19 protein-coding genes are annotated in these 22,264 nt (G+C 72.7%); 7 read left to right on the forward strand and 12 right to left on the reverse strand.

Annotated features, from left to right (window positions below; translation table 11 throughout):
• Positions 1-8: 8 nt before the first annotated feature.
• Positions 9-1,544 carry a purine-cytosine permease family protein gene (locus KME79_RS34430; protein WP_219549304.1) on the reverse strand — a complete coding sequence of 512 codons (1,536 nt, stop codon included), beginning with the start codon at positions 1,542-1,544 and terminating at the stop codon, positions 9-11.
• Complete coding sequence (gene speB, locus KME79_RS34435) at positions 1,541-2,473, reverse strand: agmatinase (RefSeq protein WP_219549307.1); 933 nt, start codon at positions 2,471-2,473, stop codon at positions 1,541-1,543. Before speB ends, KME79_RS34430 begins: the two co-directional genes overlap by 4 nt.
• Before the next feature lie 69 nt (positions 2,474-2,542).
• Here speB and KME79_RS34440 point away from each other — a divergent pair, with 69 nt between their 5' ends.
• Entirely contained in the window at positions 2,543-4,018 is a 1,476-nt protein-coding gene (locus KME79_RS34440) for a PucR family transcriptional regulator (RefSeq protein WP_308249162.1), read from the forward strand.
• Here KME79_RS34440 and KME79_RS47220 read toward each other — a convergent pair.
• The 8 genes from KME79_RS47220 to KME79_RS34480 are packed head-to-tail and all read right to left on the reverse strand — an operon-like array spanning position 4,015 to position 14,063.
• A complete protein-coding gene (locus KME79_RS47220) occupies positions 4,015-6,708 on the reverse strand; it encodes a glycoside hydrolase family 38 N-terminal domain-containing protein (RefSeq protein WP_219549311.1) in 2,694 nt (897 codons plus the stop codon). The genes KME79_RS34440 and KME79_RS47220 overlap by 4 nt on opposite strands.
• Positions 6,705-7,784, reverse strand: a complete 1,080-nt coding sequence (locus KME79_RS34450) for a Gfo/Idh/MocA family protein (protein ID WP_219549313.1) — start codon at positions 7,782-7,784, stop codon at positions 6,705-6,707. Before KME79_RS34450 ends, KME79_RS47220 begins: the two co-directional genes overlap by 4 nt.
• A 22-nt stretch (positions 7,785-7,806) precedes the next feature.
• Positions 7,807-8,700: a TIM barrel protein gene (locus KME79_RS34455; protein WP_246640899.1), complete on the reverse strand. Its 894-nt coding sequence runs from the start codon at positions 8,698-8,700 to the stop codon at positions 7,807-7,809.
• On the reverse strand, positions 8,691-9,878 hold the full coding sequence (locus tag KME79_RS34460) for a CehA/McbA family metallohydrolase (protein WP_246640900.1): 1,188 nt from the start codon (positions 9,876-9,878) through the stop codon (positions 8,691-8,693). Before KME79_RS34460 ends, KME79_RS34455 begins: the two co-directional genes overlap by 10 nt.
• On the reverse strand, positions 9,875-10,945 hold the full coding sequence (locus KME79_RS34465; RefSeq protein ID WP_219549315.1) for an ABC transporter ATP-binding protein: 1,071 nt from the start codon (positions 10,943-10,945) through the stop codon (positions 9,875-9,877). The genes KME79_RS34460 and KME79_RS34465 overlap by 4 nt, the downstream gene beginning before the upstream one ends.
• 1 nt (position 10,946) lies before the next feature.
• The gene (locus tag KME79_RS34470) at positions 10,947-11,765 is read right to left on the reverse strand and encodes a carbohydrate ABC transporter permease (RefSeq protein WP_148033749.1); all 819 of its coding nucleotides are present in this window, start codon (positions 11,763-11,765) and stop codon (positions 10,947-10,949) included.
• The gene (locus KME79_RS34475; protein ID WP_148033750.1) at positions 11,762-12,694 is read right to left on the reverse strand and encodes a carbohydrate ABC transporter permease; all 933 of its coding nucleotides are present in this window, start codon (positions 12,692-12,694) and stop codon (positions 11,762-11,764) included. The genes KME79_RS34470 and KME79_RS34475 overlap by 4 nt, the downstream gene beginning before the upstream one ends.
• Complete coding sequence (locus KME79_RS34480; RefSeq protein WP_246640901.1) at positions 12,669-14,063, reverse strand: extracellular solute-binding protein; 1,395 nt, start codon at positions 14,061-14,063, stop codon at positions 12,669-12,671. Before KME79_RS34480 ends, KME79_RS34475 begins: the two co-directional genes overlap by 26 nt.
• A 213-nt stretch (positions 14,064-14,276) precedes the next feature.
• Between KME79_RS34480 and iolC the strand changes: the two genes are divergently transcribed.
• The 5 genes from iolC (at position 14,277) to KME79_RS34505 (ending at position 19,954) form a co-directional block, all read left to right on the forward strand.
• Positions 14,277-15,269 carry a 5-dehydro-2-deoxygluconokinase gene (gene iolC, locus KME79_RS34485; RefSeq protein ID WP_246640902.1) on the forward strand — a complete coding sequence of 331 codons (993 nt, stop codon included), beginning with the start codon at positions 14,277-14,279 and terminating at the stop codon, positions 15,267-15,269.
• Positions 15,266-16,171 carry a Cgl0159 family (beta/alpha)8-fold protein gene (locus tag KME79_RS34490; protein WP_372452508.1) on the forward strand — a complete coding sequence of 302 codons (906 nt, stop codon included), beginning with the start codon at positions 15,266-15,268 and terminating at the stop codon, positions 16,169-16,171. Before iolC ends, KME79_RS34490 begins: the two co-directional genes overlap by 4 nt.
• The gene (iolB, locus tag KME79_RS34495; protein ID WP_219549317.1) at positions 16,168-17,016 is read left to right on the forward strand and encodes a 5-deoxy-glucuronate isomerase; all 849 of its coding nucleotides are present in this window, start codon (positions 16,168-16,170) and stop codon (positions 17,014-17,016) included. Before KME79_RS34490 ends, iolB begins: the two co-directional genes overlap by 4 nt.
• Positions 17,013-18,884, forward strand: coding sequence for a 3D-(3,5/4)-trihydroxycyclohexane-1,2-dione acylhydrolase (decyclizing) (gene iolD, locus KME79_RS34500; protein ID WP_308249163.1), 1,872 nt, complete (start codon positions 17,013-17,015; stop codon positions 18,882-18,884). Before iolB ends, iolD begins: the two co-directional genes overlap by 4 nt.
• A 68-nt stretch (positions 18,885-18,952) precedes the next feature.
• Positions 18,953-19,954 carry an AI-2E family transporter gene (locus KME79_RS34505; protein WP_219549319.1) on the forward strand — a complete coding sequence of 334 codons (1,002 nt, stop codon included), beginning with the start codon at positions 18,953-18,955 and terminating at the stop codon, positions 19,952-19,954.
• A 6-nt stretch (positions 19,955-19,960) separates the two neighbouring features.
• Here KME79_RS34505 and KME79_RS34510 read toward each other — a convergent pair whose 3' ends face one another.
• A complete protein-coding gene (locus KME79_RS34510; protein ID WP_219549321.1) occupies positions 19,961-21,016 on the reverse strand; it encodes a VOC family protein in 1,056 nt (351 codons plus the stop codon).
• A 79-nt stretch (positions 21,017-21,095) separates the two neighbouring features.
• Between KME79_RS34510 and KME79_RS34515 the strand changes: the two genes are divergently transcribed.
• Positions 21,096-21,674, forward strand: coding sequence for a TetR family transcriptional regulator (locus tag KME79_RS34515; protein WP_219549323.1), 579 nt, complete (start codon positions 21,096-21,098; stop codon positions 21,672-21,674).
• A 17-nt stretch (positions 21,675-21,691) separates the two neighbouring features.
• Here KME79_RS34515 and KME79_RS34520 read toward each other — a convergent pair whose 3' ends face one another.
• The gene (locus tag KME79_RS34520) at positions 21,692-22,246 is read right to left on the reverse strand and encodes a DivIVA domain-containing protein (RefSeq protein ID WP_261808790.1); all 555 of its coding nucleotides are present in this window, start codon (positions 22,244-22,246) and stop codon (positions 21,692-21,694) included.
• Positions 22,247-22,264: the final 18 nt, after the last annotated feature.

Here is a 22,264-nt window from a genome sequence, read left to right on the forward strand (position 1 = left end):
GGCCATCCTCACACGCCGGTGAGCCTCTGGGGCTGGGGCGCCGGGGCGGCGATGGGCACGATCGGCGGCACGGGCGTGTCGGCCGCCCGCACCCAGCGCGGGCCGAGCGGGCCGTACACCTCGCGCGGCTCGGGGAAGGCCCACAGCAGCGCCAGGTAGAGCACCGCGGCCGTGCCCAGGCCCAGCGGCAGCGACACGTCCACCCCGCCGGCCAGGTCGCCGAGCGGCCCGACGAACTGGCCGGGCAGGTTGACGAAGGCCAGCGCCAGCAGCGCCGAGGCGAGCCAGGCGGTGATGCCGCGCCAGTTCCAGCCGTGGTTGAACCAGTAGCGCCCGCCCCGCTGCCGCCGGGTGAACACCTGCAGCGCCTCGGGGTCGTACCAGCCGCGGCGCGTCACGTACCCGAGCATCATGATCACCATCCACGGCGCCGTGCACGTGATGATCAGCGTGGCGAACGTGGAGATGCTCTGCGTGAGGTTGGCCGCGAAGCGGCCGACGAAGACGAACACGATCGACAGCGAGCCGATGAACAGCGTCGCCCGCACCCGCGAGAAGCGGGCGAACACGCTGGCGAAGTCCAGCCCCGTGCCGTACATCGAGGTGGTGCCGGTGGACATGCCGCCGATCAGCGCGATCAGGCAGACGGGCACGAAGTACCACGTCGGCGCGATGGCCAGCAGGCCGCCGACGTAGTTGGGCGCGGCCGGGTCCATGTACTCGGCGGCCTTGGCGGCGATGATCGACGCGGTGGCCAGGCCGAAGAAGAACGGCAGGATGGTGGACGCCTGCGCCAGGAAGGCGGCCGCCATCACCCGCCGCCGCGGCGTGTCCGCCGGGATGTAGCGCGACCAGTCGCCGAGGAAGGCGCCGAACGAGACCGGGTTCGACAGCACGATCAGCGCCGCGCCGATGAACGACGGCCAGAACAGCGGGTCCCCAGGGGCCAGCATGCCCGCGTACGACGGGTCGAAGTCGCCGGCGAACGCGAACACGCCGAGCACGAACAGCGCCGACGCCGCCACGACCGCGATCTTGTTGACGAACAGCATGAACCGGAACCCGTACACGCACACCACGAGCACCAGGCCCGCGAAGATCGCGTACGCGATCCCGTACATGAAGTCGTTCTGCGGCAGGCCGACGAGCCGGTGCGCGCCGCCCACGAGCGCGTCGCCCGAGGACCACACGGAGATCGAGAAGAACGCGATCGCCGTCAGCAGTGACAGGAACGAGCCGACGATCCGGCCGTGCACGCCCAGATGGGCGGAGGAGGAGACGGCGTTGTTGGTGCCGTTGAGCGGCCCGAACAGCGACAGCGGCGCCAGGATGAGCGCGCCGACGAGCAGGCCGAGCACGGTCGCGGCGAACCCCTGCCAGAACGACAGGCCGAACAGGATGGGGAAGGCGCCGAGCACGCAGGTGGCGAACGTGTTCGCGCCGCCGAAGGAGACCCTGAACAGGTCCAGCGGGCGGGCGGTGCGTTCGGCGTCGGGGATGCGGTCGACACCGCGGGTCTCGATCTCGGTGATGGGGGTGCTCACTTGTACTCCTGGAGGGCCAGCAGGCTGACGAGGTCGTAGGCGACGTGGGAGGCGGCCACCGAGGTGATCTCGGCGTGGTCGTAGGCGGGCGCCACCTCGACCACGTCGGCGCCGATGAGGTTCCCTCCGGCCAGGCCGCGCAGGATCTCCAGCAGTTCGCGGCTGGTGAGCCCGCCCGCCTCCGGGGTGCCGGTGCCGGGGGCGTGTGCCGGGTCGAGCACGTCGATGTCGACCGACACGTACAGGGGGCGGTCGCCGATGCGCTGGCGCAGCGCGTCGACCACCTCGTCGACGCCGCGCCGCAGCACGTCGGCCGCGGTGACGATGCCGAAGCCGAGGCGCCGGTCCTCGTCGAGGTCCTTCTTGCCGTACAGGGGGCCGCGGATGCCGACGTGGCTGAGCGCCTCGGTGTCGAGCAGCCCTTCCTCGACGGCCCGCCGGAACGGGGTGCCGTGCGTGTACTCGGCGCCGAAGTAGGTGTCCCAGGTGTCCAGGTGGGCGTCGAAGTGCAGCAGAGCGACCGGCCCGTGGCGCCGGGCGGCGTCGCGGAGCAGCGGCAGCGCGATCGTGTGGTCGCCGCCGATCGTCACCAGCCGGGCGTCCAGGGCGGCGGCGCCCGCCTCGACGCTCTCGATCGCCTCCTCGATGTGGTACGGGCTGGCGACGATGTCTCCCGCGTCCACCACCTGGGCGCGTTCGAACGGGGAGACGTCCAGCGCGGGGTGGTAGGGCCGCAGCAGCCGCGACGCCTCGCGGACCGCGGCGGGGCCGAACCTCGCTCCGGGCCGGTACGAGACGCCGCTGTCGAACGGCACGCCCACGACCGCCACGTCCGCGCGTCCGACCTCGTCGAGGCGAGGCAGCCGGGCGAAGGTGGCGGGCCCGGCGAAACGCGGGACCCTGGCTGAGTCGACGGGGCCTTTATTCATGGGCACAGTCAATGTCACGCTTCTGACCTGCGACAATTGGCCGCGTCACGAAGTCCTACAGTGGGTGTTGTGGCGGACCACAAGGTGACGGTGCTCGACCTGTTGCGCTCCCCCGCCCTGCAGCTGCGGCTGCTCGCGGGCGAGGCGGGGCTCGGCCGGTCGGTGTCGTGGGCGCACGTGAGCGAGCTGGCCGACCCGACGCCGTGGCTGCTCGGCGCCGAGGTGATCATGACGACCGGCATCGGCGTGCCCCGTTCCGCCGCCGATCAGCGGGCATACCTGGAGCGGCTGGACGACGCGGGCGTGTCGGCGCTGGCCCTGTCGGCGCAGCTGCACGTGCCGCCGCTGCACCGGGCGTTCTTCGAGGCGGCGGAGCGGCGCGGCATGCCGGTGCTGGAGGTGCCGCTGGCGGTGCCGTTCATCGCCGTCGCCCAGGAGGTGGCCGCGGCGGTGCAGGAGGACGCCCGCCACCGGCTGGGCGCGCAGCTCCAGGTGTTCGGGGCGCTGCGCTGGCTGGCGTCCGAGGATCTCGACACGGCGACGCTGTTCAAGCGGCTGGAGCGACTCTCCGGCTATCAGGTGTTCCTGTGCACGCCGCAAGGGCGTCCGCTGCTGCCCGGCGTGCCGGTGCCACCGTCGCTGGACGTGCTGCCTTCGGAGCCGGAGGCGCCGCCGACCGTCCCCGGCGGTTTCGTGCTGCCGGTGCCGGCGCCCGGCGGGCCCGCGGGGTTCCTGGTGGCGTTCGAGCGCGAGGGCGCCCGGCCGGCCGGGCTGGCCGTGGTCCAGCACATCGCCACCGTGGCCGCGCTCCAGGTGGCCATGGCCAGGCACGAGCGGGAGACGCTGCGCCGCGAGGGCGCCGAGACGCTGTCGGAGCTGCTGCAGGACCTGCTCGACCCGGCCACCGCGCGCCGCCGCCTGGCCCGGCTGGGGCTGCCCACCGACACCGACGCGGTGCTCGTCGTGGTGCGCGGCGCCGATGACGTCGGCCTGCGGCGGGCGCTGGCCGACCACCCGCACCTCATGCTGCGGCGGGGCGACGACCTGTACGTGCTCGGCCCGCCCTCACTGGCCGGGCCGGTCACCGGCTTGCCGGCCGTCCGGGCGGGCATGAGCCGGCCGTTCCCGCCCGGTGCCTCCACCAGGGTGGCTCGGCGCGAGGCCGAGTGGGCGGCCACCCGGGCGGCCGAGTCCGGGCAGCCGCTGGTCGTCTACGGCAGGGACCCGACCGGGCGCTGGCTGCCGGACGACGCCGCCACCCTGGCCGCCCTGGTGGACCACGTCCTGGGCGAGGTGATCGCGTACGACGCCGCGCACGGCTCACAGCTCCTGGCCACGGTCCGCACCTGGATGGAGCACGACCGCCGGGCCGAGGACACGGCGGCGCTCCTGCACATCCACCCCAACACGCTGGCGTACCGGCTGCGCCGCTTCGCGTCGCTGACGGGGCGCGACCTCACCTCGACGACCGCCTTCACCGAGGTCTGGCTGGCCCTCCAGGCCGCCGGCCAGCTCGGCCTGACCGACCGGGACGACCGGTCCTAGGACAGTTGCACGGTGGCGATCTCCCAGGCGCCCAGCGGAAGGCGGAGCGTGCCGTCCGTGACCTCCAGCTCGTCACCCGGGCGGCCGCGCAGGTCGGCACGGCGGGCGCGGGTGAAGTCACCCGTGACCAGAGCCTCCGCGGGCTCGTCCGACAGGGCCACCACGCGGAGCTCCTTCCACTCCTCACGGGCCCGCAGCGAGGTCATGACCACGCCGTCGCCCGTGACCGAGAGCCCCGCGGCGGGAGCGGGCAGCGGCAGGGACGGGTCGCCCGATCCGGCCACGGTCAGCAGGTCGTGCCTGAACACCTCGGCCGCGCCGGGCACCGCCGACCACGTCCCGCTGTAGGGCATGAGCGCGAGGCTCACCGACCGCAGCCCCCGCGACTGCGCCGCCGGGGTCGGCAGCTGGGGGCCCGCGGGCTCGGGGCGGAGCGCGTGCCGGTTGCGTGACAGGTAGCCGACGGAGCGCAGCAGCGTGAGCGCCAGCTCCCCGCCGTCCTCCACCAGTTCGTACTCGGTGACGTGCTCCAGCAGCGCCGCCACTCCCCCGGCGGCCACCCACGAGGAGGCCGGGTAGGTGGGCAGCGGCTCCTCGCCGCAGCCGGCCTCGGCTCTGAGGCCGCGGGTGACGACCGCGAACTGTCCTTCCGCGTGCGACTCGGCGGCCCGCTCGGGCAGCGGCACGTGCAGCCGCACCCGGTGGTCGGCGCACCGGTTGTCGAAGTCGACGCTGAGCCGGACGAACGGCTCGCCCGCGCGCAGCTCGACGCGGATGCGGACGGCGATCTCCTCGGTCGCCTCGGTGCGGGACCGCGCGGGGATCTCCGGCGTGCCCTCGATCCCGTCGCCGGCGGCGGGCCACCGGTAGGTGCGCCACACGTCGTACGCGGCCACCAGCGGACCGGCGCACACCATCTCCACGTGCACCGACTCCGGCTCGAAGACGAACCGGTCCTCGGCCGGAGGCGCGTAGTTGTAGCTGTCGCCCACGTCGCCGCCGTCGACGATGCGCCCGGCGCCGCTGAGCGTGACGCCGCCGGCGCCGGTCAGGGTCAGGGTGCCGTCGCGGTCCACCTCGACGCGGAGCAGCCCGTTGTCGAGCACCCGCTCGTCGGCCCCGACCGGCAGGGTCGACGCGGGCAGGTCGCTGGCGTGGCCGCCGCCGCGCTCCGGCCGCACGCTCGTGTGGCCCAGGGGCGGCGCCTCGACGAGCGCGGCCACGGTGCGGCGCGGCTCGGCGAGGATGCGCACCCGGGTGATCCCGGCGAGCGCGCCGCGCACCTGGCCGACGTCGAACGGCAGCCGCGACTCGCGGGCGACGGTGAACGTCAGCACGCCGTCCTCTGCGGACCAGCCGGTGATCTGCTGCCCGTACAGCTCGGTGCCGTGGACGAAGGTGAGCGCCGTGACGGGGTCCATCTCCTCGTCGAGCAGCAGCGTCGGAGCGTACTCCAGCGGCTGGATCGGCACCCTGGCGCCGGCCGGGTCGACGACCGGGTCCTCGCCCGCCAGGTCGAGCAGCACCACGCCGCGCCGGGCGGCGGGCGTGGGGTTGACGACGAGCATGCCGCCGGACGGCACGGACGCGGACAGCCGGGCGGTGACCATGTCGCGCACGGCCTGGCCGAGGTGCTCGGCCTCGGCGATGCGGGCGGCCACCTGCTGGGCGGTCTCGTCGACGCCGCAGCCGGTCACCGAGTCGTGGCCGCTGGCGTCGACCAGCCGCCACCAGGCCATGTCGAGGAACCGGCCGGGCCACTCGGCGCCCCAGAGCGCGGCCAGCGGCTCGGCGTACCGTTCGACCATCCGCTCGGCGCGGCCCATGGCCTGCTTCACGTGCGCGCGCACGGAGATGACACCGGGCAGGATGTTGGCCCGCGCGTGCGAGCGCAGCTCACCCGCCACCCGGGGCAGCCCTTCCACGTCGGCCGGGTGCGCGGTGACGTAGCCGGACAGGGTGTCCATGCGGGCGCCGAGCCCGGCCACCATCTGGGGCAGGCCGCGCACCGGGGCCGAGTGGTCGGTGCCGTACATGGCCAGCAGCGGCCCGTCGGGCCCGTGCCAGCGGCGCATGGTCCCGACGAAGGCCGCGCCGCGCTCGACGAGCCGATCGGGGTCCTCGAACAGGTGGGCGCCGTTGCCGTAGCCGCCCGCGGGGAGGTACTGGGTGCGGATCGCGGTGCCGTCGGGGGCGACCCAGGCGAACGCGTCGGTGGTCACCGACGACGGCACGCCCCGGTACACGCAGGCGTAGGGAAGCCCGGCCCGCCTCAGGATCTGCGGCATCTGCGCGGTGTGGCCGAACATGTCGGGCAGGTAGCCGACCGGCATGGCGCCGCCGAGCTTGTCGGCCCTGGCCATGCCCAGCTCCAGGTTGCGCACGATGTTCTCGCCCGAGCAGAGGAACTCGTCGAGCAGGATCTGCCACGGCCCGACCGCGAGCCGGCCGGACTCGACCAGGGCGGCCACCCGGTCGCGGTTCTCCGGCCGCACCTCCAGGTAGTCGTCCACGCAGGCGAGCTGCCCGTCGAGGGTGAAGTGGTAGCCGGGCTCGCGCTCCATGGTGTCGAGCACCTCGTCCATCAGCGCGACCAGCCGGAGCCGGAAACGCTGGAACGGCTCGTACCACTCCCGGTCCCAGTGGGTGTGCGGGACGACGACGATCTCCCCGGCGAACTCTGCGGTCACGCTGCTTCCCCTCCGATCGGCAGGTCATGCTGTACGGCGTAGCGGGCCGCGATGCGCTGGGCGGTGACGATGTCCTCCAGCGCGCCGGCCCGGTCGGTGAGCGGCGGCGTGCCGTCGGTGACGAAGGCGTGGAAGGCGGCCAGCTGGACCTCGAACGCCTCGGTCACCTCGCGCCACTCGGCGCGGCTCTCGCCGCCGGACACCTCGGTGAGAACGGTGGGCGCGTTCATCAGGTAGGGCGACGGGAAGACCAGCTCCAGCGAGCCGGCGTCGTGGTGGATGACCACGGTCTCCCGGTACGCGGGATAGTCCTCCAGGTAGTGCCACCGGATGGAGAACCGCCCGGCGGCCGGGAGCCGCCCGGAGATCTCCACGGACCCCGGCGCGTCCCCCCACGTCTCGACGTGCCCGATCTCCGCGGGCGAGCCGGTGAAGCCGCGCAGCAGCGACAGGTCGTGGCAGACGGAGCCGAGCGCGATCGCGTACAGGTCGCGGACCGGCGCGGGCGCCTCCTCGCCGAGCGCCCGCGACACGAGCGCCTCCTCGCGGGCGCGCAGCGTGGCGAGCAGGTCGGCGGGCACGTCGCGGGCCTGGGTGAGGTTGGCGAAGGCGAGCTGCGAATCCCCGCTGGGGTGCAGCACGGTCACTTCGACAGACCTGATGGCGTCCGGCCCGCCCAGCCCGGCCAGCAGCTTCCCGGCCCGGCGCACGGCCGGGTCGTACTGCTTCATGTAGCCGACCATGAGCCGGCCCTCCGGCAGCTCGGCCACCTCGGCGCGGGTCAGCGCCAGCGGCTTCTCGCAGAGCACCGCGTGACCCGCCGCGAGCGCCCGGCGCACGGTGTCGCCGTGGGAGCCGGAGGCGAGCACGAGCACGGCCTCGAAGCCGCCCGCCTCCAGCATCGCGTCCAGAGAGGTGTACCGGCCGGGCGCGCCCAGCCGGTCACCGGCGGCGTCGGCGAGCGTCCGCGACAGGTCGCAGACGGCCGTCACCTCGAACAGGTCGCGACGGCGCGACAGCAGCGGCGCGTACACCGCCTGCGTGACGGCGCCGCACCCGACAAGGGCGATCTTCAAGACTGGATCCTCCAGCGTGACGTCAAAGTCCGAGTTCCCGTAGCTTCTCGCGGTTGGCGGCTTGATCGGTGATGTTCTGGGCAACTGACCGCCTGCCGGGCAGGGTGTCCTGCTCGATGATCACCCAGCCGGTGTAACCGGTCTCCTCCAGCGCCCGCACCACGCCGGGCAGGTCCAGCTCGCCCTCGCCGAGCGGGGCGAAGCCGCCCCGGCCCATCAGCTCGCGCAGGTCCACGCCGTCGTCCAGGGCGCGGGCCAGGATCGCCCGGTCACCGTCCTTGACGTGCACGTGGCCGATCCGGCCCGACCAGTCGCGCAGCGCGGTCACCGGGTCTCCCCCGGCCAGCAGCAGGTGGCCGGTGTCGAGGCAGAGCTGCACGTCGGTCAGCTCCAGCAGCCGCTCCACGTCCTCGGGGGTCTCGACGTAGGTGCCGAGGTGGTGGTGGAAGGCGGGCTCGAAGCCGGCGTCGCGGCAGCGCCGGACCGCCTCCTGGACGCGCGAGGCGTATCCGGCCCACTCCCCCGGCTCCAGCCCTGGAGCGTTCCCGCCGGGGCGGGCGAAGCGTGCGGGCGAGCCGGAGCAGCCGAGCGTCGGCCGGGGTTTGAGATGGTCCGGGGCGGGCGGGGCTGCGGCGAACACCTCCAGGGTGGCGTCCAGGGCGTCCAGCCCCTTGCCGAACTCGCCGGCGTCGCCGTAGCGCAGGTCGGCCCAGCCGCCGGCGAGCAGCAGCCCGTCCAGCCGCTCGGCCAGGTCGTCCTTGGTGCCCAGATAGCCGAGGGGGCCGAGGTCGATGCCCTCGTAGCCCGCGCCGGCGATGGCCGAGACCATCTCGGCGGAGGTCAGGGGCGGCGGCGCGTCGCTCAGCTCGAACACGCCGAAGCTCACGGGGGCGTTGGCGACACTGATCAGGCGCATAGCGCCATCACCTCGTTCTCGTAGGTTTCCAGGCGGTGCCGTCCTTCCGCGGCGGGCAGCAGCACCCTGTCGCCGCGGATGACCAGGCGCTCGCCGCCGGGGCGTACCAGGATGAGGCCGTCGGCGTCCAGGGCGAGCAGCTCGTCGCCCAGGCGCAGCAGCAGGGGGGCGTCGGGCCCCGCGGATATGGCGGTCCGGCCCTCGGCGACGGCGGCGAACACCGCGCCGGTGTCCTCGGCGAGCACCCAGGTGGTGGGCGAGCCGGGCAGGCCGTCGGCCCCGGGCCGGTGGAAGTCGCTGGCGCCGATCGCCACCAGGTCGGGATGCCAGGCGTCGGCCCAGGCCAGGGGGGCGCCCCAGCGCCGGTCCCACCAGCCGGAGTGCCAGACCTCCGCGATCCTGGGCCGCCGGGTGAGCGGCTGCAGCCAGGCGCAGTCGCCGCCGAGCGGGTGGTTGATGGAGATGAGCCCGCCCGCGCGCTCGGCGTGCGCCACCCAGGAGTCGGCCGGATCGCGGAAGTCGACCCAGCCGACGTCGCCGAACACGTTGGCGTGCCCGCGGTCGGTGGTGACCTCCTGGCCGGGCAGCAGCGCGATGCCCCGGTCGGTCTTGGCCAGCCCGGGGTGGTGGCTGACCGTGTTGTGGTCGGTGACGACCAGGAAGTCCAGGCCGCGCCCGTGGGCCAGCTCGGCCAGCTCGGCGATGGTGAGCTGGCCGTCGCTGTGGACGGTGTGGGCGTGGAAGTCGCCGGCGAACCAGCGCAGGCCGTCGAGGTCGGGGACGTCGCGCCGCGGCGGCCGCTCGCCGTGCGCCGGCTCGGCCTCCTCCTCCGGCGGCGGCGGCGTGGTCGCGGTACGGATCTCCAGCGTGTAGTCGAGACCCTGCGGCGGGATCCGGTGCAGGCGCAGCCACACCTGCCACTCGCCGGTCTCGGGCTCGCCGGGCAGGTAGCCGGGCGTGGCCCAGCCTGGCGTGATCGTGTACTCGTCGCGGGCCCCGCCGGACCAGCCGCGGAAGCCGCCCGGCCCGGCGCAGCCCAGGTCGAGCACGCCCTGGGAACGGTCGTACGACAGCCGGACGGTGACGGCGGCGGTGCCCGGCGGCACCTCGAACGGCACCTCGCGCAGGATGCGCTCCAGCCGGTCGTCCAGGCTCCAGCGGCCCCTGATGACGGTCATGCGGCCACCAGCTCACCGTCGCGGTAGACCAGCGCGCGGTCGCTCCTGGGCACCACGGCGCCCTGCTCGCCCAGCGCGGGCTCCTCACCCTCGGCCACCACGCCCTGCACCGTGACGCCGCCGACGTCCAGGGTCACCAGGTGGGACGCGCCGAGGTTCTCCAGGATGACCACGCTGCCGCTCAGGCCGCCCTCGACGGTTCCGGCCTGGTAGGTCATGTATTCAGGGCGCACGCCGTACACGAGCTTCTCCCCGTCGACCACGAGTCCTTCCGCCGAGGCGGGGACGGGCACCTTGCACCCGGCCACCTCAAGGGTGTCACCCCGGGCGACGGCGTCCAGCAGGTTCATCGGAGTCGAGCCGATGAATCCGGCGACGAAGGTGTTGGCGGGCCGCTGGAACACCTCGGAAGGGGTGCCGATCTGGCGGATGAGCCCCGCCTCCATGATCGCCATCCGGTCGGCCATGGCCAGCGCCTCGGCCTGGTCGTGGGTGACGAACACGGTGGTGACGCCCAGCTCGCGCTGGAGCTTCTTGAGGAACGTGCGGGCCTCCAGGCGGAGCCTGGCGTCCAGGTTGGACAGCGGCTCGTCGAACAGGAACGCCTGCGCCTGCGTGGCCATCACCCGCGCCAGCGCGACGCGCTGCTGCTGGCCGCCGGAGAGCTGGCCGGGCCGCCGGTCCATCAGCTTCTCCAGGCCCAGCCGGGCGGCCACCTCCTCCGCCTTGGCCCGGCGCTCTCCCTTGGCGACCTTCTTGATCCGCAGTGGGTAGGCGATGTTGTCGGTGACGTCCATGTGCGGGAACAGCGCGTAGTCCTGGAAGACCATGGCGACGTCGCGGCCGCCGGGCTGCACCCTGGTCACGTCGCGGCCGCCGATGACGACCGCGCCGCCGGTCGCGGTCTCCAGACCGGCGATGGTACGCAGCAGCGTCGTCTTCCCGCAGCCCGAGGGGCCGAGCAGGGCGAAGAACTCGCCGTCGGGGATGGTCAGGTCCAGCGAGTCGAGCGCCTTCACTCCACCGGGATAGACCTTGGTCAGGCCCCGAAGTTCGATTGCGGCCATTTCAGCGCTTGATCCCTCCGTGGAAGCGGAAGCCGTACTTCTTGCTGACGAACAGGTACATGAGCACCACGGGGACCGAGTAGAGCAGGCCGAACGTGGACAGCACCTTGAGGTTGGCCTGGCCGCCCTCGGTGTAGAGGGTGTACATGATCACCGCGGCGGGCTGCTTCTCGACGTCGCTGAGCAGCAGGTACGGCATGAGGAAGTTGCCCCACACGTTCGCGATCGTCCACACGGCGATCGTGGCCAGGCCGGGCCGGACGACGGGGACGACCACGTGGCGGACGATCTGCAGCGGCGAGGCGCCGAAGACCCGCGCGGACTCCTCGTACGACTTCGGCGTGGTGTCCATGAAGTCCTTGATCATGAAGATCGCGGCGGGCAGCAGACCCCCGGTCATGATCAGGATCAGGCCCGTGTGCGAGTCGATCAGGCCGAGCTCGATGGCGAGCTGGAACAGCGGCACCATCGCGGCCGTGCCGGTGATGATCGACGAGAGCAGCAGCAGCGCGTAGAGCAGCGCGTCGCGGCCCGGCAGCCGCACCCGGCTGAGCGCGTAGGCGGCCAGCGCCGACATCACCACCACCAGGACCGCCGTGCCGATGGCCAGGATCAGCGAGTTGACCAGCGAGCCGAGCGCGTACGGGTGATCCAGGATGATCTGGAAGTTCTCCCAGGTGAAGTCCGGCACCCGGACCTCGTACGTGGGGTTCGAGGTGAACGGCGCCGAGGCGAGCCACAGGAGGGGGATCGTGAAGAAGGCCAGCAGTAACGCGACCAGCGTGTAGAAGCCGATCCGGCCGGCGACGAACCGCGTCATCCCTTCCTCCTGAGCAGCCGCAGGTAGAAGATCGCCACGACCAGGTTGATCAGCAGGATGATCGTGGAGATCGCGGCGCCGTAGCCCAGGTCACCGGCCTGGAGCGCGGTCTTGTAGACGTACACGGCCAGGATCTCCGTCTTGTTCTCCGGGCCGCCCGCGGTGAGCAGGAAGGGCCCGAAGTCGTTGAACGTCCACAGGCTGATCAGCAGCAGGTTGGTCAGGATGTGCCCGCGGATGTGCGGGAAGACCACGTCACGCAGCTGCTGCCAGCCGGACGCCCCGGCCAGCCTGGCGCTCTCCAGGTGGGAGGGCGGCACGTTCCCTAGCGCGGCGCCGTAGAGCATCATCGAGAACGCGGTGCCGCGCCAGGTGTTGAAGAGGATGATCGACAGCATCGGATAGTCGAGCAGCCAGGCGAAGCCCGGGATGCCGAGCAGCGCGTTGAGCGTGCCGCTGTCACGGTCGAGCAGCGCCACCCACAGGAACGCCACGACCGCGCTCGGCAGGATCCAGGCCAGGATGACCACGCCCTCGACGACGCTCTTCAGCGTGCCGCGGCGGTTGCGCATCAGCCAGGCCAGGGTGAAGCCGAGCACCACCTGCCCGATGACGGCCGACCCCAGCACGAACTGGAAGGTCAGCACGGTGGAGTTCCAGAACCCCGGGTCCGACAGCGCCTTGAGGTAGTTGTCCAGGCCGACGAACTGCGGCTCGGCCGCGGCGATCCCGGTCAGCCGGTAGTTCATCAGCCCCAGGTAGATGACCCAGAGCGCCGGGAAGACCAGGAAGACCGCGATGAGCGCCAGGGCGGGCGCCACGAAGGCCCCCGCCCGCAGCCTGCCCAGGCCCGCGGCGTCGGAGCTGTAGCCGCGGGCGGGCGACTCGTCGAGGGCCTTCGTGTCAGGAGGCGACGTTTGCTGCGCCACCGACGATTCCTTCGAGCTTCTTCTGGTAGTCGGCGGGCGCCTGGTCGGCGGCCGTGCCGCCGGCGACGGCGGGCGTGGCCTCCTGGAGCGCGACCGACACCTGCGGGTAGACGGCCACCGGCGGCCGGTAGGCCGTCAGCGGGAGCACCTCGTCGGAGATGTAGGTCAGCAGCGGCTCGCCGGCCAGGATCTCCTTGTTGACGTCGGTGCGCGGGGTGATGCGCACGTTGCCGTCCTTGGTCTCCTCCTTCAGCGCGTCCGCCGACAGCGTGAAGGCCAGCAGCTCGAAGGCTTCCTTCGGGTGCTTGCTGTTCGGGTTGAGCGTCCGCAGCGCGCCGCCGGACATGCTCACGAAGTCCTGGCCGCGGATGCCCTTGCCGGGCTCGATCGCCGGGATCTTGGCGTAGCCGACGACCTCCTCGCGGTCGGCCATCGGGGCGACGCCGGTCTTGGGGTTGACCACGCCGCGCCAGAAGTAGTCGCCCTCCAGGAGGATGCCGACCTTGCCCTCGGCGAACTGCTGGAACGACTTGTCGCGGCCCTTGGCCTCCTGCTGGAGCTTCGGGTCACCGAGGCCGCTGCCGCCGTAGACCTTCTGGTAGAGGCCGAGCACGTCCTTCAGCGGCTGCGCCGCGCCGGTCCACTTGCCGTCCACCTGCACCTCGCCGCCGGCGCCCGCCAGCAGCGGGAGCACGCCCTGCATCGTGGTGGCCTCGCCCATGGCGGTGCCGGCGTTGATCTGGATCGGCACCGGGACGCCGGACGACTTGAGCTTCTCGCCCGCGTCGAGGACCTCCTGCCAGCTCACCGGCTGCCAGTCGGCGGGCAGCCCGGCCTTCTGGAAGAGCGTCTTGTTGAAGTAGAGCACGCGGCCGTCGGTGCCGACGGGCAGGGCGTACTTCTTGCCGTTGTAGGTGGCCAGGCCCTGGACGGCCTCCGGGATCTGCTGCCAGCCCTCCCAGCTCTCGGCCTCCGGCCCGGCGACCTCCGCCAGCGGCTTGATGTAGCCCGCCTCGGCGAACTCCCCGGCCCAGATGCCGTCGATGTCGATCACGTCGGCGCCCTTGCCTGACTTCAGGTCGAGGGAGAGCTTGGTCTTGTACTGCTCGTCGTCGACGCCGCTGGGAACGAACTTGACCGTGACGTCCTTGCCCTTGGCCTTCTGGGCCTCCTCGAACTTGGGGATCACCCAGCTGGCGATGTGGTCGGCCGCCGCCGCGTTCTTGCCTCCGGCGATGGCGTTCTGGGCGATCGTCAACTCGATGGCGCCGCCTTCGCCGCCATCACCGGACGACTGGCCGCACGCGGCCAGTCCCAGCGCGGACGCGGCGAGCACCGCGACCACACCCATCGACCTGTTCCGCACCATTCTGCAAACCCTCCGACACGTCCATAAGGGAGGAAGTCAGGGCCAATATGTCATGACGTGCATATGACGTAAAAGTCCTGGCTGATTCCGGGGAGCGTGCCCACGGGGCCCTTCGGAATTCGGCACGGGGCACAGTTGAGAAACATAGCGGACATCCGTATGTCATGACAATATGCCATAGTGTCTGCCGGAAGCTCCAGCTCTGGAGGTGCGTTGTTCGACCTGATCACGATGGGACGCTGCGGCGTCGACATCTATCCGCTGCAGACCGGCGTGAGCTTGGTTCACGTCGAGTCCTTCGGCAAGTTCCTCGGCGGCAGCCCGACGAACGTCGCGGTCGCCGCGGCGCGTCACGGCCTGCGCCCCGCCGTGGTGACCGCCGTGGGCGCCGACCCCTTCGGGGAGTGGGTACGGCAGGCGATCCGCGGATTCGGTGTCGACGACGTCTTCGTGGGGACGGTCGAGGGGCCGCCCACGCCGGTCACGTTCTGCGAGATCTTCCCGCCCGACCACTTCCCGATCTACTTCTACCGGGGCGAGCATCCGCCTGACCTGCGGATCACCCCCGAGTCGCTCGACCTGGACGCGATCCGCCGGACGCCAGTCTTCTGGTTCACCGGGACCGGGCTGAGCCAGGAGCCCAGCCGCTCGGCGCACGCCGCCGCGCTGGCGGCCCGGACCGCGCCGTCCGGGTGGACCGTGTTCGACCTGGACTACCGCCCGATGCTGTGGGAGTCGCGCGAGGCGGCCGAGCGCGAATACCGGCGCGCGCTCCCGCACGCGAACGTGGCCGTGGGCAACCTCGACGAGGTCGAGATCGCCGTCGGCACCCGCGACCCGGAGGCTGCGGCGCAGGCGCTGCTCGACGCCGGGATGGAGGTGGCGATCGTGAAGATGGGCCCCGACGGGGTGCTGGCCCGCAGCGGGAAAGAGCACGTGGTGGCCGAGCCGGTCCAGGTCGAGGTGGTCAACGGACTGGGCGCGGGCGACGCCTTCGGCGGCGCGGTCTGCCTCGGGCTGGTGCGCGGCTGGTCGCTGGAGCGTACGGTGCGCTTCGCCAACGCGGCGGGCGCCCACGTGGCGGCGCGGCTGGCCTGCGCGGAGGCCATGCCGACCACCGGCGAGGTGCTGGCCCTGCTGGAGGGCCGGCCCGCGACCACCGCCGGAGAGGCCGCTCCCGGCCCGCAGAGCGAGGTGCGTCCTTGAGCGACGTCACGCTGCCCAGAACGACGCGGTACGAGGAGCTCACCCACATCCGCGCCACCAGGCCCGGGGCGATCGCGCAGGCCGCGGCCCGCCGTCAGCGGCGTGAGCTGCCGGGCGAGGGCGGGCGGCTGCTGATCGTCGCGGCCGACCACCCGGCGCGCGGCGCGCTGGCCGTGCGCGACCGGCCGCTGGCCATGGCCAGCCGGACCGACCTGCTCGACCGGCTGCGGGTGGCGCTGGCCCGGCCCGGCGTCGACGGCATCCTGGCCTCCCCCGACGTGCTGGAGGACCTGCTGCTGCTCGGCGCGCTGGAGGGCAAGCTGGCCTTCGGCTCGATGAACAGGGGCGGCCTGCAGGGCTCGGTGTTCGAGCTGGACGACCGGTTCACCGGCTACGACGCCGCCGCCATCGACGAGATGCGGCTCGACGGCGGCAAGATGCTGTGCCGCATCGACCCGTCCGACCCCGCCAGCGTCACCACCCTGGAGTCGTGCGCCCGCGCCGTCACCGATCTGGCCAGGAGGCGGCTCGTGGCGATGGTGGAGCCGTTCTGGACGACGCGCACCGAGACCGGGGCGGTCCGCAACGACCTGTCCCCCGACGCGGTGATCCGCGCCATCAGCGTGGCCCAGGCGCTCGGCGTCACCTCCGCCTACACCTGGCTGAAGATCCCGGCGGTGGCCGAGATGGAGCGGGTCATGGCCGCCACCACGCTGCCGGCGCTGCTGCTCGGCGGCGACCCGCCGGACGCGGCGGCCGCCTTCGCGGACTGGGGGCGCGCGCTGCGCCTGCCGGGCGTGCGGGGGCTCGTCGTCGGCCGCGCCCTGCTCTACCCTCCGGACGATGACGTCGCCACCGCCGTGGACGGCGCCGCCGCACTGGTTCGAGAGGCTGGATCATGACATTTCTTCCGTACGGCAAGGCCGCGAACGGGCCCTGGGCCGTGGAGATCACGCCGTCGCTGGCCGGTTGGGACTATTCGGGCCTGCGGGTGGTGGACCTGGCCGGGGCTCCCGTGTCGTTCGACACCGGCGAGGAGGAGATGATCGTCCTGCCGCTGTCGGGCTCCTGCACGGTGACGGTCGGGGCGGACGGCTCGCGGGTCTTCGAGCTGGCCGGGCGGCCTTCGGTGTTCGCCGGGCCCTCCGATTTCGCCTATATCCCGATTTCTGAGCATGTGACGCTGGCCGGTACGGGCCGGATCGCGCTGCCGTCCGCGCGTGCCACCCGCCGCCTGGAGCCGCGCCACGTGCCCGCCTCGGCGGTGCCGGTGGAGCTGCGCGGCGCCGGCCAGGCCAGCCGCCAGGTGAACAACTTCGCCGCGCCCGGCGTCCTCGCCTGCGACAAGCTCGTCGCCGTCGAGGTGCTCACCCCCGGCGGCAACTGGTCGTCCTACCCGCCGCACAAGCACGACACGGCGAACCCCGGCGAGGCCGTGCTGGAGGAGATCTACTACTTCGAGGTGGCCGATCAGGGGCTCGGCTACCAGCGCGTCTACTCCTCCGAGCGGGGGCAGATCGACACCCTGGCCGAGGTGGGCTCCGGCGACGTGGTGCTGGTGCCGTACGGCTACCACGGCCCGTCCATGGCCGCGCCCGGCTACGACCTCTACTACCTGAACGTGCTGGCCGGCCCCGCCGGTGAGCGGTCCATGGCGTTCTGCGACGACCCCCGCCACGCCTGGATCCGCGCCACCTGGGACGGCCAGGACATCGACCCCCGGCTGCCCTTCGGGAGGACCTCGTGAAGCTGCCGGTGACATTGACGGTGGCCCAGGCGGTGGTGCGCTTCCTCGCCGCCCAGCACACCGAGCGCGACGGCGTCGAGCACCGGATGTTCGGCGGCGTCTTCGGCATCTTCGGCCACGGCAACGTGGCCGGCATCGGCCAGGCGCTGGCCACCTCCGGCCCCGGCCTGCCCTACTATCTGAGCCGCAACGAGCAGGCCATGGTGCACACCGCCGCCGCGTACGCGCGGGCCGCCAACCGGCTGTCGACGCTGGCCTGCACCACCTCGATCGGCCCCGGCGCGACCAACATGGTCACCGGCGCGGCCGCCGCGACCATCAACCGGCTGCCCGTGCTGCTGCTGCCCGGCGACATCTTCGCCACCCGGGTGGCGAGCCCGGTGCTGCAGGAGCTGGAGGACCCGCGCTCCTACGACGTCTCCGTCAACGACTGCTTCAAGCCGGTCTCCCGCTTCTGGGACCGGGTCAACCGGCCGGAGCAGCTCCCGGCGGCGCTGCTGGCGGCCATGCGGGTGCTCGCCGACCCGGCCGAGACGGGCGCGGTGACGCTGTCGCTGCCGCAGGACGTGCAGGCGGAGGCCGCCGACTGGCCGGAGGAGCTGTTCGCCCGGCGCGTCTGGCACATCCCCAGGCCGCGCCCCGAACGGTCCGCGCTGGCCGGGGCCGCCGAGCTGGTCAAGGCCGCGTCCCGGCCGCTGATCGTGGCCGGCGGCGGCGTGATCTACAGCGAGGCCACCGGCGAGCTGCGGGCCTTCGCCGAGACGTTCGGCGTCCCGGTCGCCGAGACCCAGGCGGGCAAGGGCGCGCTGCCGCACGGCCACCCGATGGCGATGGGCGCGATCGGCGCGACCGGCACCACGGCCGCCAACGCGCTGGCCCGCGAGGCCGACCTGATCATCGGCGTCGGCACCCGCTACAGCGACTTCACCACGGCCTCCCACTCGCTGTTCGCGCCGGAGGCCCGGTTCGTCAACCTGAACGTCACCGGCTTCGACGCCGCCAAGATGTCCGGGCTGCAACTCGTCGCCGACGCCCGCGAAGGGCTCGCGGACCTGGCGGCGGCGTGCTCGGGCTGGGCCACCGGCGAGGACTACCGGTCCCGCGCCGCCGGCCTGTCGCGGGCCTGGGACTCCGCCGTCGACGCGGCGTACGCGCTCGACGGCGACCCGCTGCCGCAGCCCGCCATCATCGGCGCGGTGAACGCGGCGGCGGGCGACGACGGCGTGGTCATCTGCGCGGCCGGGTCCATGCCCGGCGACCTGCACAAGCTCTGGCGGCCCAGCGGGCCGGGGAGCTACCACGTCGAGTACGGCTACTCGTGCATGGGCTACGAGATCGCCGGCGGGCTCGGGGTCAAGCTGGCCGCCCCGGAGCGCGAGGTCTTCGTCATGGTCGGCGACGGCTCGTACCTGATGATGGCCCAGGAGCTGGTCACGGCCGTCGCGGAGGGCGTCAAGCTGACCGTGGTGCTGGTCGACAACTCCGGCTTCGCCTCCATCGGCCGCCTCTCGGAGAGCGTCGGCGCCGAACGGCTCGGCACCGCGTACCGCTACCGGGGCGAGGGCCGCTACGACGGCGGGCCGCTCCCGGTCGACCTCGCGGCGAACGCGGCCAGCCTGGGCGCGACCGTGCTGCGCCCAAGCTCCCTGGCCGAGCTGCGCAAGGCGCTCGACACGGCCCGCGCGTCCCGCGGCGTGACCGTCGTGTACGTGCGCGCCGACCCGGCGATCGACAGCCCGTCGTCCGAGGCCTGGTGGGACGTCCCGGTCGCGGAGGTCTCCAGCACCGGCACGGGCCGCGAGGCCAGGACCGCGTACGAGACCGCGAAGCGCGACCAGCACCGCCGGCTGACCCCGCCAGCGGGCTGACCAGCAGGGTTGCCGCCACCGCCCCGAGGGAAGGCCACTGTCCGGGCCTGATCTCGGGGGAGGCGACGATGGACCCTTGGCGCGCACTGGGCTGGGTGGGCATCGCCGCCGTGGTGCTCTACTGCCTGACCCACGTGGGCACGGTGGTCCTGTCGATCATCGTGGGACTGTTCGTCGCCGCGCTGCTGGCGCCGCCCGCGCGCTGGCTGATGCGGCGTGGCCTGGGCAGGTCGCTCGCCACCGTGATCACGTTCGTGGGCGGCCTGCTGCTGGCGGGAGGGCTGTTCGCGCTGCTGGTGCCGACCACCGTCAGCGGCCTGGCCGAGCTGCGCGCCAGCGTGGGCACGGTCCTGGAGCAGTTGCACGCGCTGGCCGCCAACTTCGGCCTGGACTTCGGGGACCTCGTCGCCCAGGGCAGGCGGTGGGTGGAGCAGCGCCAGCAGCAGATCACCACCGGCGCGGTGGCCGGGGTGCGCACCGCGACCGAGATCATCGTGGGGGCCGTGCTGGCGGTCATCCTGGGCATCTACTTCGTGCACGGCGGCGACCGGCTGTTCCACTGGCTGACCGGCCTGTTCCCGGCCCGGGCCAGGCAGCGGCTGCGCGAGGCCGGGCCGGTGGCGTTCGGCGTCATCGGCCGTTACATCCGCGGGGTCGCCATCGTGGGGGCGGTGGACGCGCTCTTCATCGGGACCGCGCTGTGGATACTCGGGGTGCCGATCGCGGTGCCGCTGGCGGTGCTGACCTGGGTGGGCGCGTTCCTGCCGATCGTCGGGGCGTTCACGGCCGGGCTGCTGGCGGCGGTGGTGGCGTTCGTGGCCAAGGGCTGGCTGATCGCGCTCATCGTGGTCGGGGTCACGGTGCTGGTGCAGCAGATCGAGGGGCACGTGCTGGCGCCCCAGATCTACGGCAAGGCGCTGGACCTGCCAGGGGCGGTGATCCTCATCGCGATCGCGGTCGGCAGCCTGCTCTTCGGCATCGCCGGCGCCTTCCTGGCCTCACCGGTGGCCTCGGTGATCGTGGCCCTCCTGAACCGGGAGGACTTCAGCGAGGGCCGGGCCCGGGTCTGACATTCGTCAGCCGTCCTGACGGAAGACGACCGCGACGCCCAGCGCGGCGTCGGCGGGCACGAACACCTCCCCGGGCCCGCTCCCGACCACGGGAACGCCGTTGCCGCGCAGAAGCCTTTCCGTGGCGTCGAGGTCTCGCACGGACACCGCGTAGGCGACGAACCCGGGCAGCCCGGCCGGCCGCTCGCCCGGCAGCAGCCCATCCAGCGCCGACGCCCCCACAACCGTCACACCCGCCCGACGGAACCGCACCACCAGGCCACCCGCCGCTCGGCCGAGGTCATCACGCGCCCCGCCGAGGTCACCCACCACTGGCCCGAGGTCGCCGCGCGTCCCGCCGGGGGCACCCGCCGTTTGCCTGAAGTCATCCCAGGGCCGGCCGAAGTAGGTGCTGTAGCGGTGTGTCAGGTCGGGGAGTGCCTGGTCGTCGACGCACAGGACGCATCCGATCAGCCCGGTCGCGCCGTTGGGGTGGGCGGGATGCCGGTCGGGGACGGCGACCGGCGCGTTCTGGGCGAAGCCGATGCGCCCCTCCGGCACGCTGCCCGGCAGGCCGGGGGCGGAGATCTCGACGTAGCGCGCGGGCTCCATCGTGATCCCCGTGGGGGTCTCGACGGGACGCTGGATGGCGTGGACGCCGCCGTGACCGACGCCGGCGGCGGTCAACCGCGCCGCGAGGCCGTCGATGTCGGAGGTGTCCGCGATCACGATGTGGACGCCCTGGAACCGGTCGAGGAAGGTCACGATGTTCGCGGCGGTGGCGCGGACGGCGGCCGCCAGTCCCGCCAGCTTGTCGTCGGGCACCCGCAGCGGGATCGGCCGGGCCGCTCCCGGCATCCGGCCGGCGTCGACGACGGCCACGAGCTCGACGAAGTCACCGGGGAAGTACACGTGCGCGTTGGCCACGCCGACCGGCTCTGCCGCACCGCCGGAAAGACCCTGGAGGACGGGGTAGGCGGGCGTTCCTACGGCGAAGCCGAGCTGCCGGTATCTCTCCATCGCCTCGCCCAGGTCCCGCACGATGTGGCCGACGTGGTGCAGGCCGTTGATGTCATCACCCATGACGCCTCCCGGACAAATATGAAAGTAGCCTCTCAGTTGAGAGTAAACCATCATTTGCGCGTACGGTAAGATTTTTCGCATGGCTGACGGCGGACTGCGCGAGCGCAAGAAGGCGAAGACCCGGGAGGCGATCCTGCGGGAGGCGTTCCGGCTCTTCCGCGAGCGCGGCTACCACGCCACCACCGTCGAGCAGATCGCCGAGGCGGCCGAGATCTCCCCCGCCACCTTCTTCCGCTACTTCCCGTCGAAGGAGGACCTGGTCACGCTCGACCGGTTCCCGCCGCTCGTCGAGGCGCTGGCGGTCCAGCCGCCCGGCCAGCCGGTCCCCGTGCTGCGCGGCGCGTTCCGCGCGGCGTTCGCCGCCCTGTCCGAAGAGGAGATCGCCGCCGGTCACGCCCGGGAGGTGTTCGCGGCCACCGTGCCCGAACTGGTGGTGGCCAACCTGCGCAGGAGCCCGGGGCTGATCCGCGAGGTCTGCGCGGCCGTGGCCGACCGGGCCGGCCGCGCCGCCGACGACCCCGGGGTCCGCAACGCCGTCGGCGCCGTCTTCGGGGTGGTGGCGATGGTGTGGACGCAGTGGGCGCACACCCCCGCCATGGACGGTCCCGAAGAGATCGACAGGGCGCTGGCCCACCTGGAGTCGGGGCTGCGTCTGTGAACGCCTGACGCGTACGGTCAGGCGCGCTGTTCCAGCACGTCGGCGATGCCCGCCAGGAACGCGTCGACGTCGGCGATCAGGTAGCCGGGCCGCAGCACGACGGTGCCGAACTTCACCTCGCGCACCTCCTTGGCCGTCACCGGATACTGGGTGGTGCCGCGCAGCGTGGCCACGATCCGGTCGAGGAAGGCGTCGACCTCGTCCTCGTGATAGCCGGTGGCCATGCGGGCCGACCGGAACATCACCTTCTCCACGCGGGCCGCCTGGCTCTCGAACCACTCCTCGCGCAGCAGCTCGCCCGTGGGTTCGGCGAGGGCCAGCCGCACCGGCCGCTGGGTCATGGTCTCCAGCGCCACCACGAACGCCTCCAGCGCGAAGTCGACCGCCGTCTCCTGGTAGCCGCGGCGCCGGGAGCGGAAGGTGGCTGCGCGCACCTCGTCGGCGGTCACGGGCTCGGCGTCGAGTGAGCCTCTGCCCAGCGTGGCCTCGATCCGCTCGATCAGAGCGTCGACCTCGGCGGGGTCATAGCCTGAACGCATACCCATGACGCGCGGAAAGCGGTTCAAGCCCACTCCTTCTGGGTCCTGACG

The sequence above is a fragment of the Nonomuraea harbinensis genome (assembly GCF_019396385.1).
GTDB classification, from domain to species: Bacteria; Actinomycetota; Actinomycetes; order Streptosporangiales; family Streptosporangiaceae; genus Nonomuraea; species Nonomuraea ferruginea.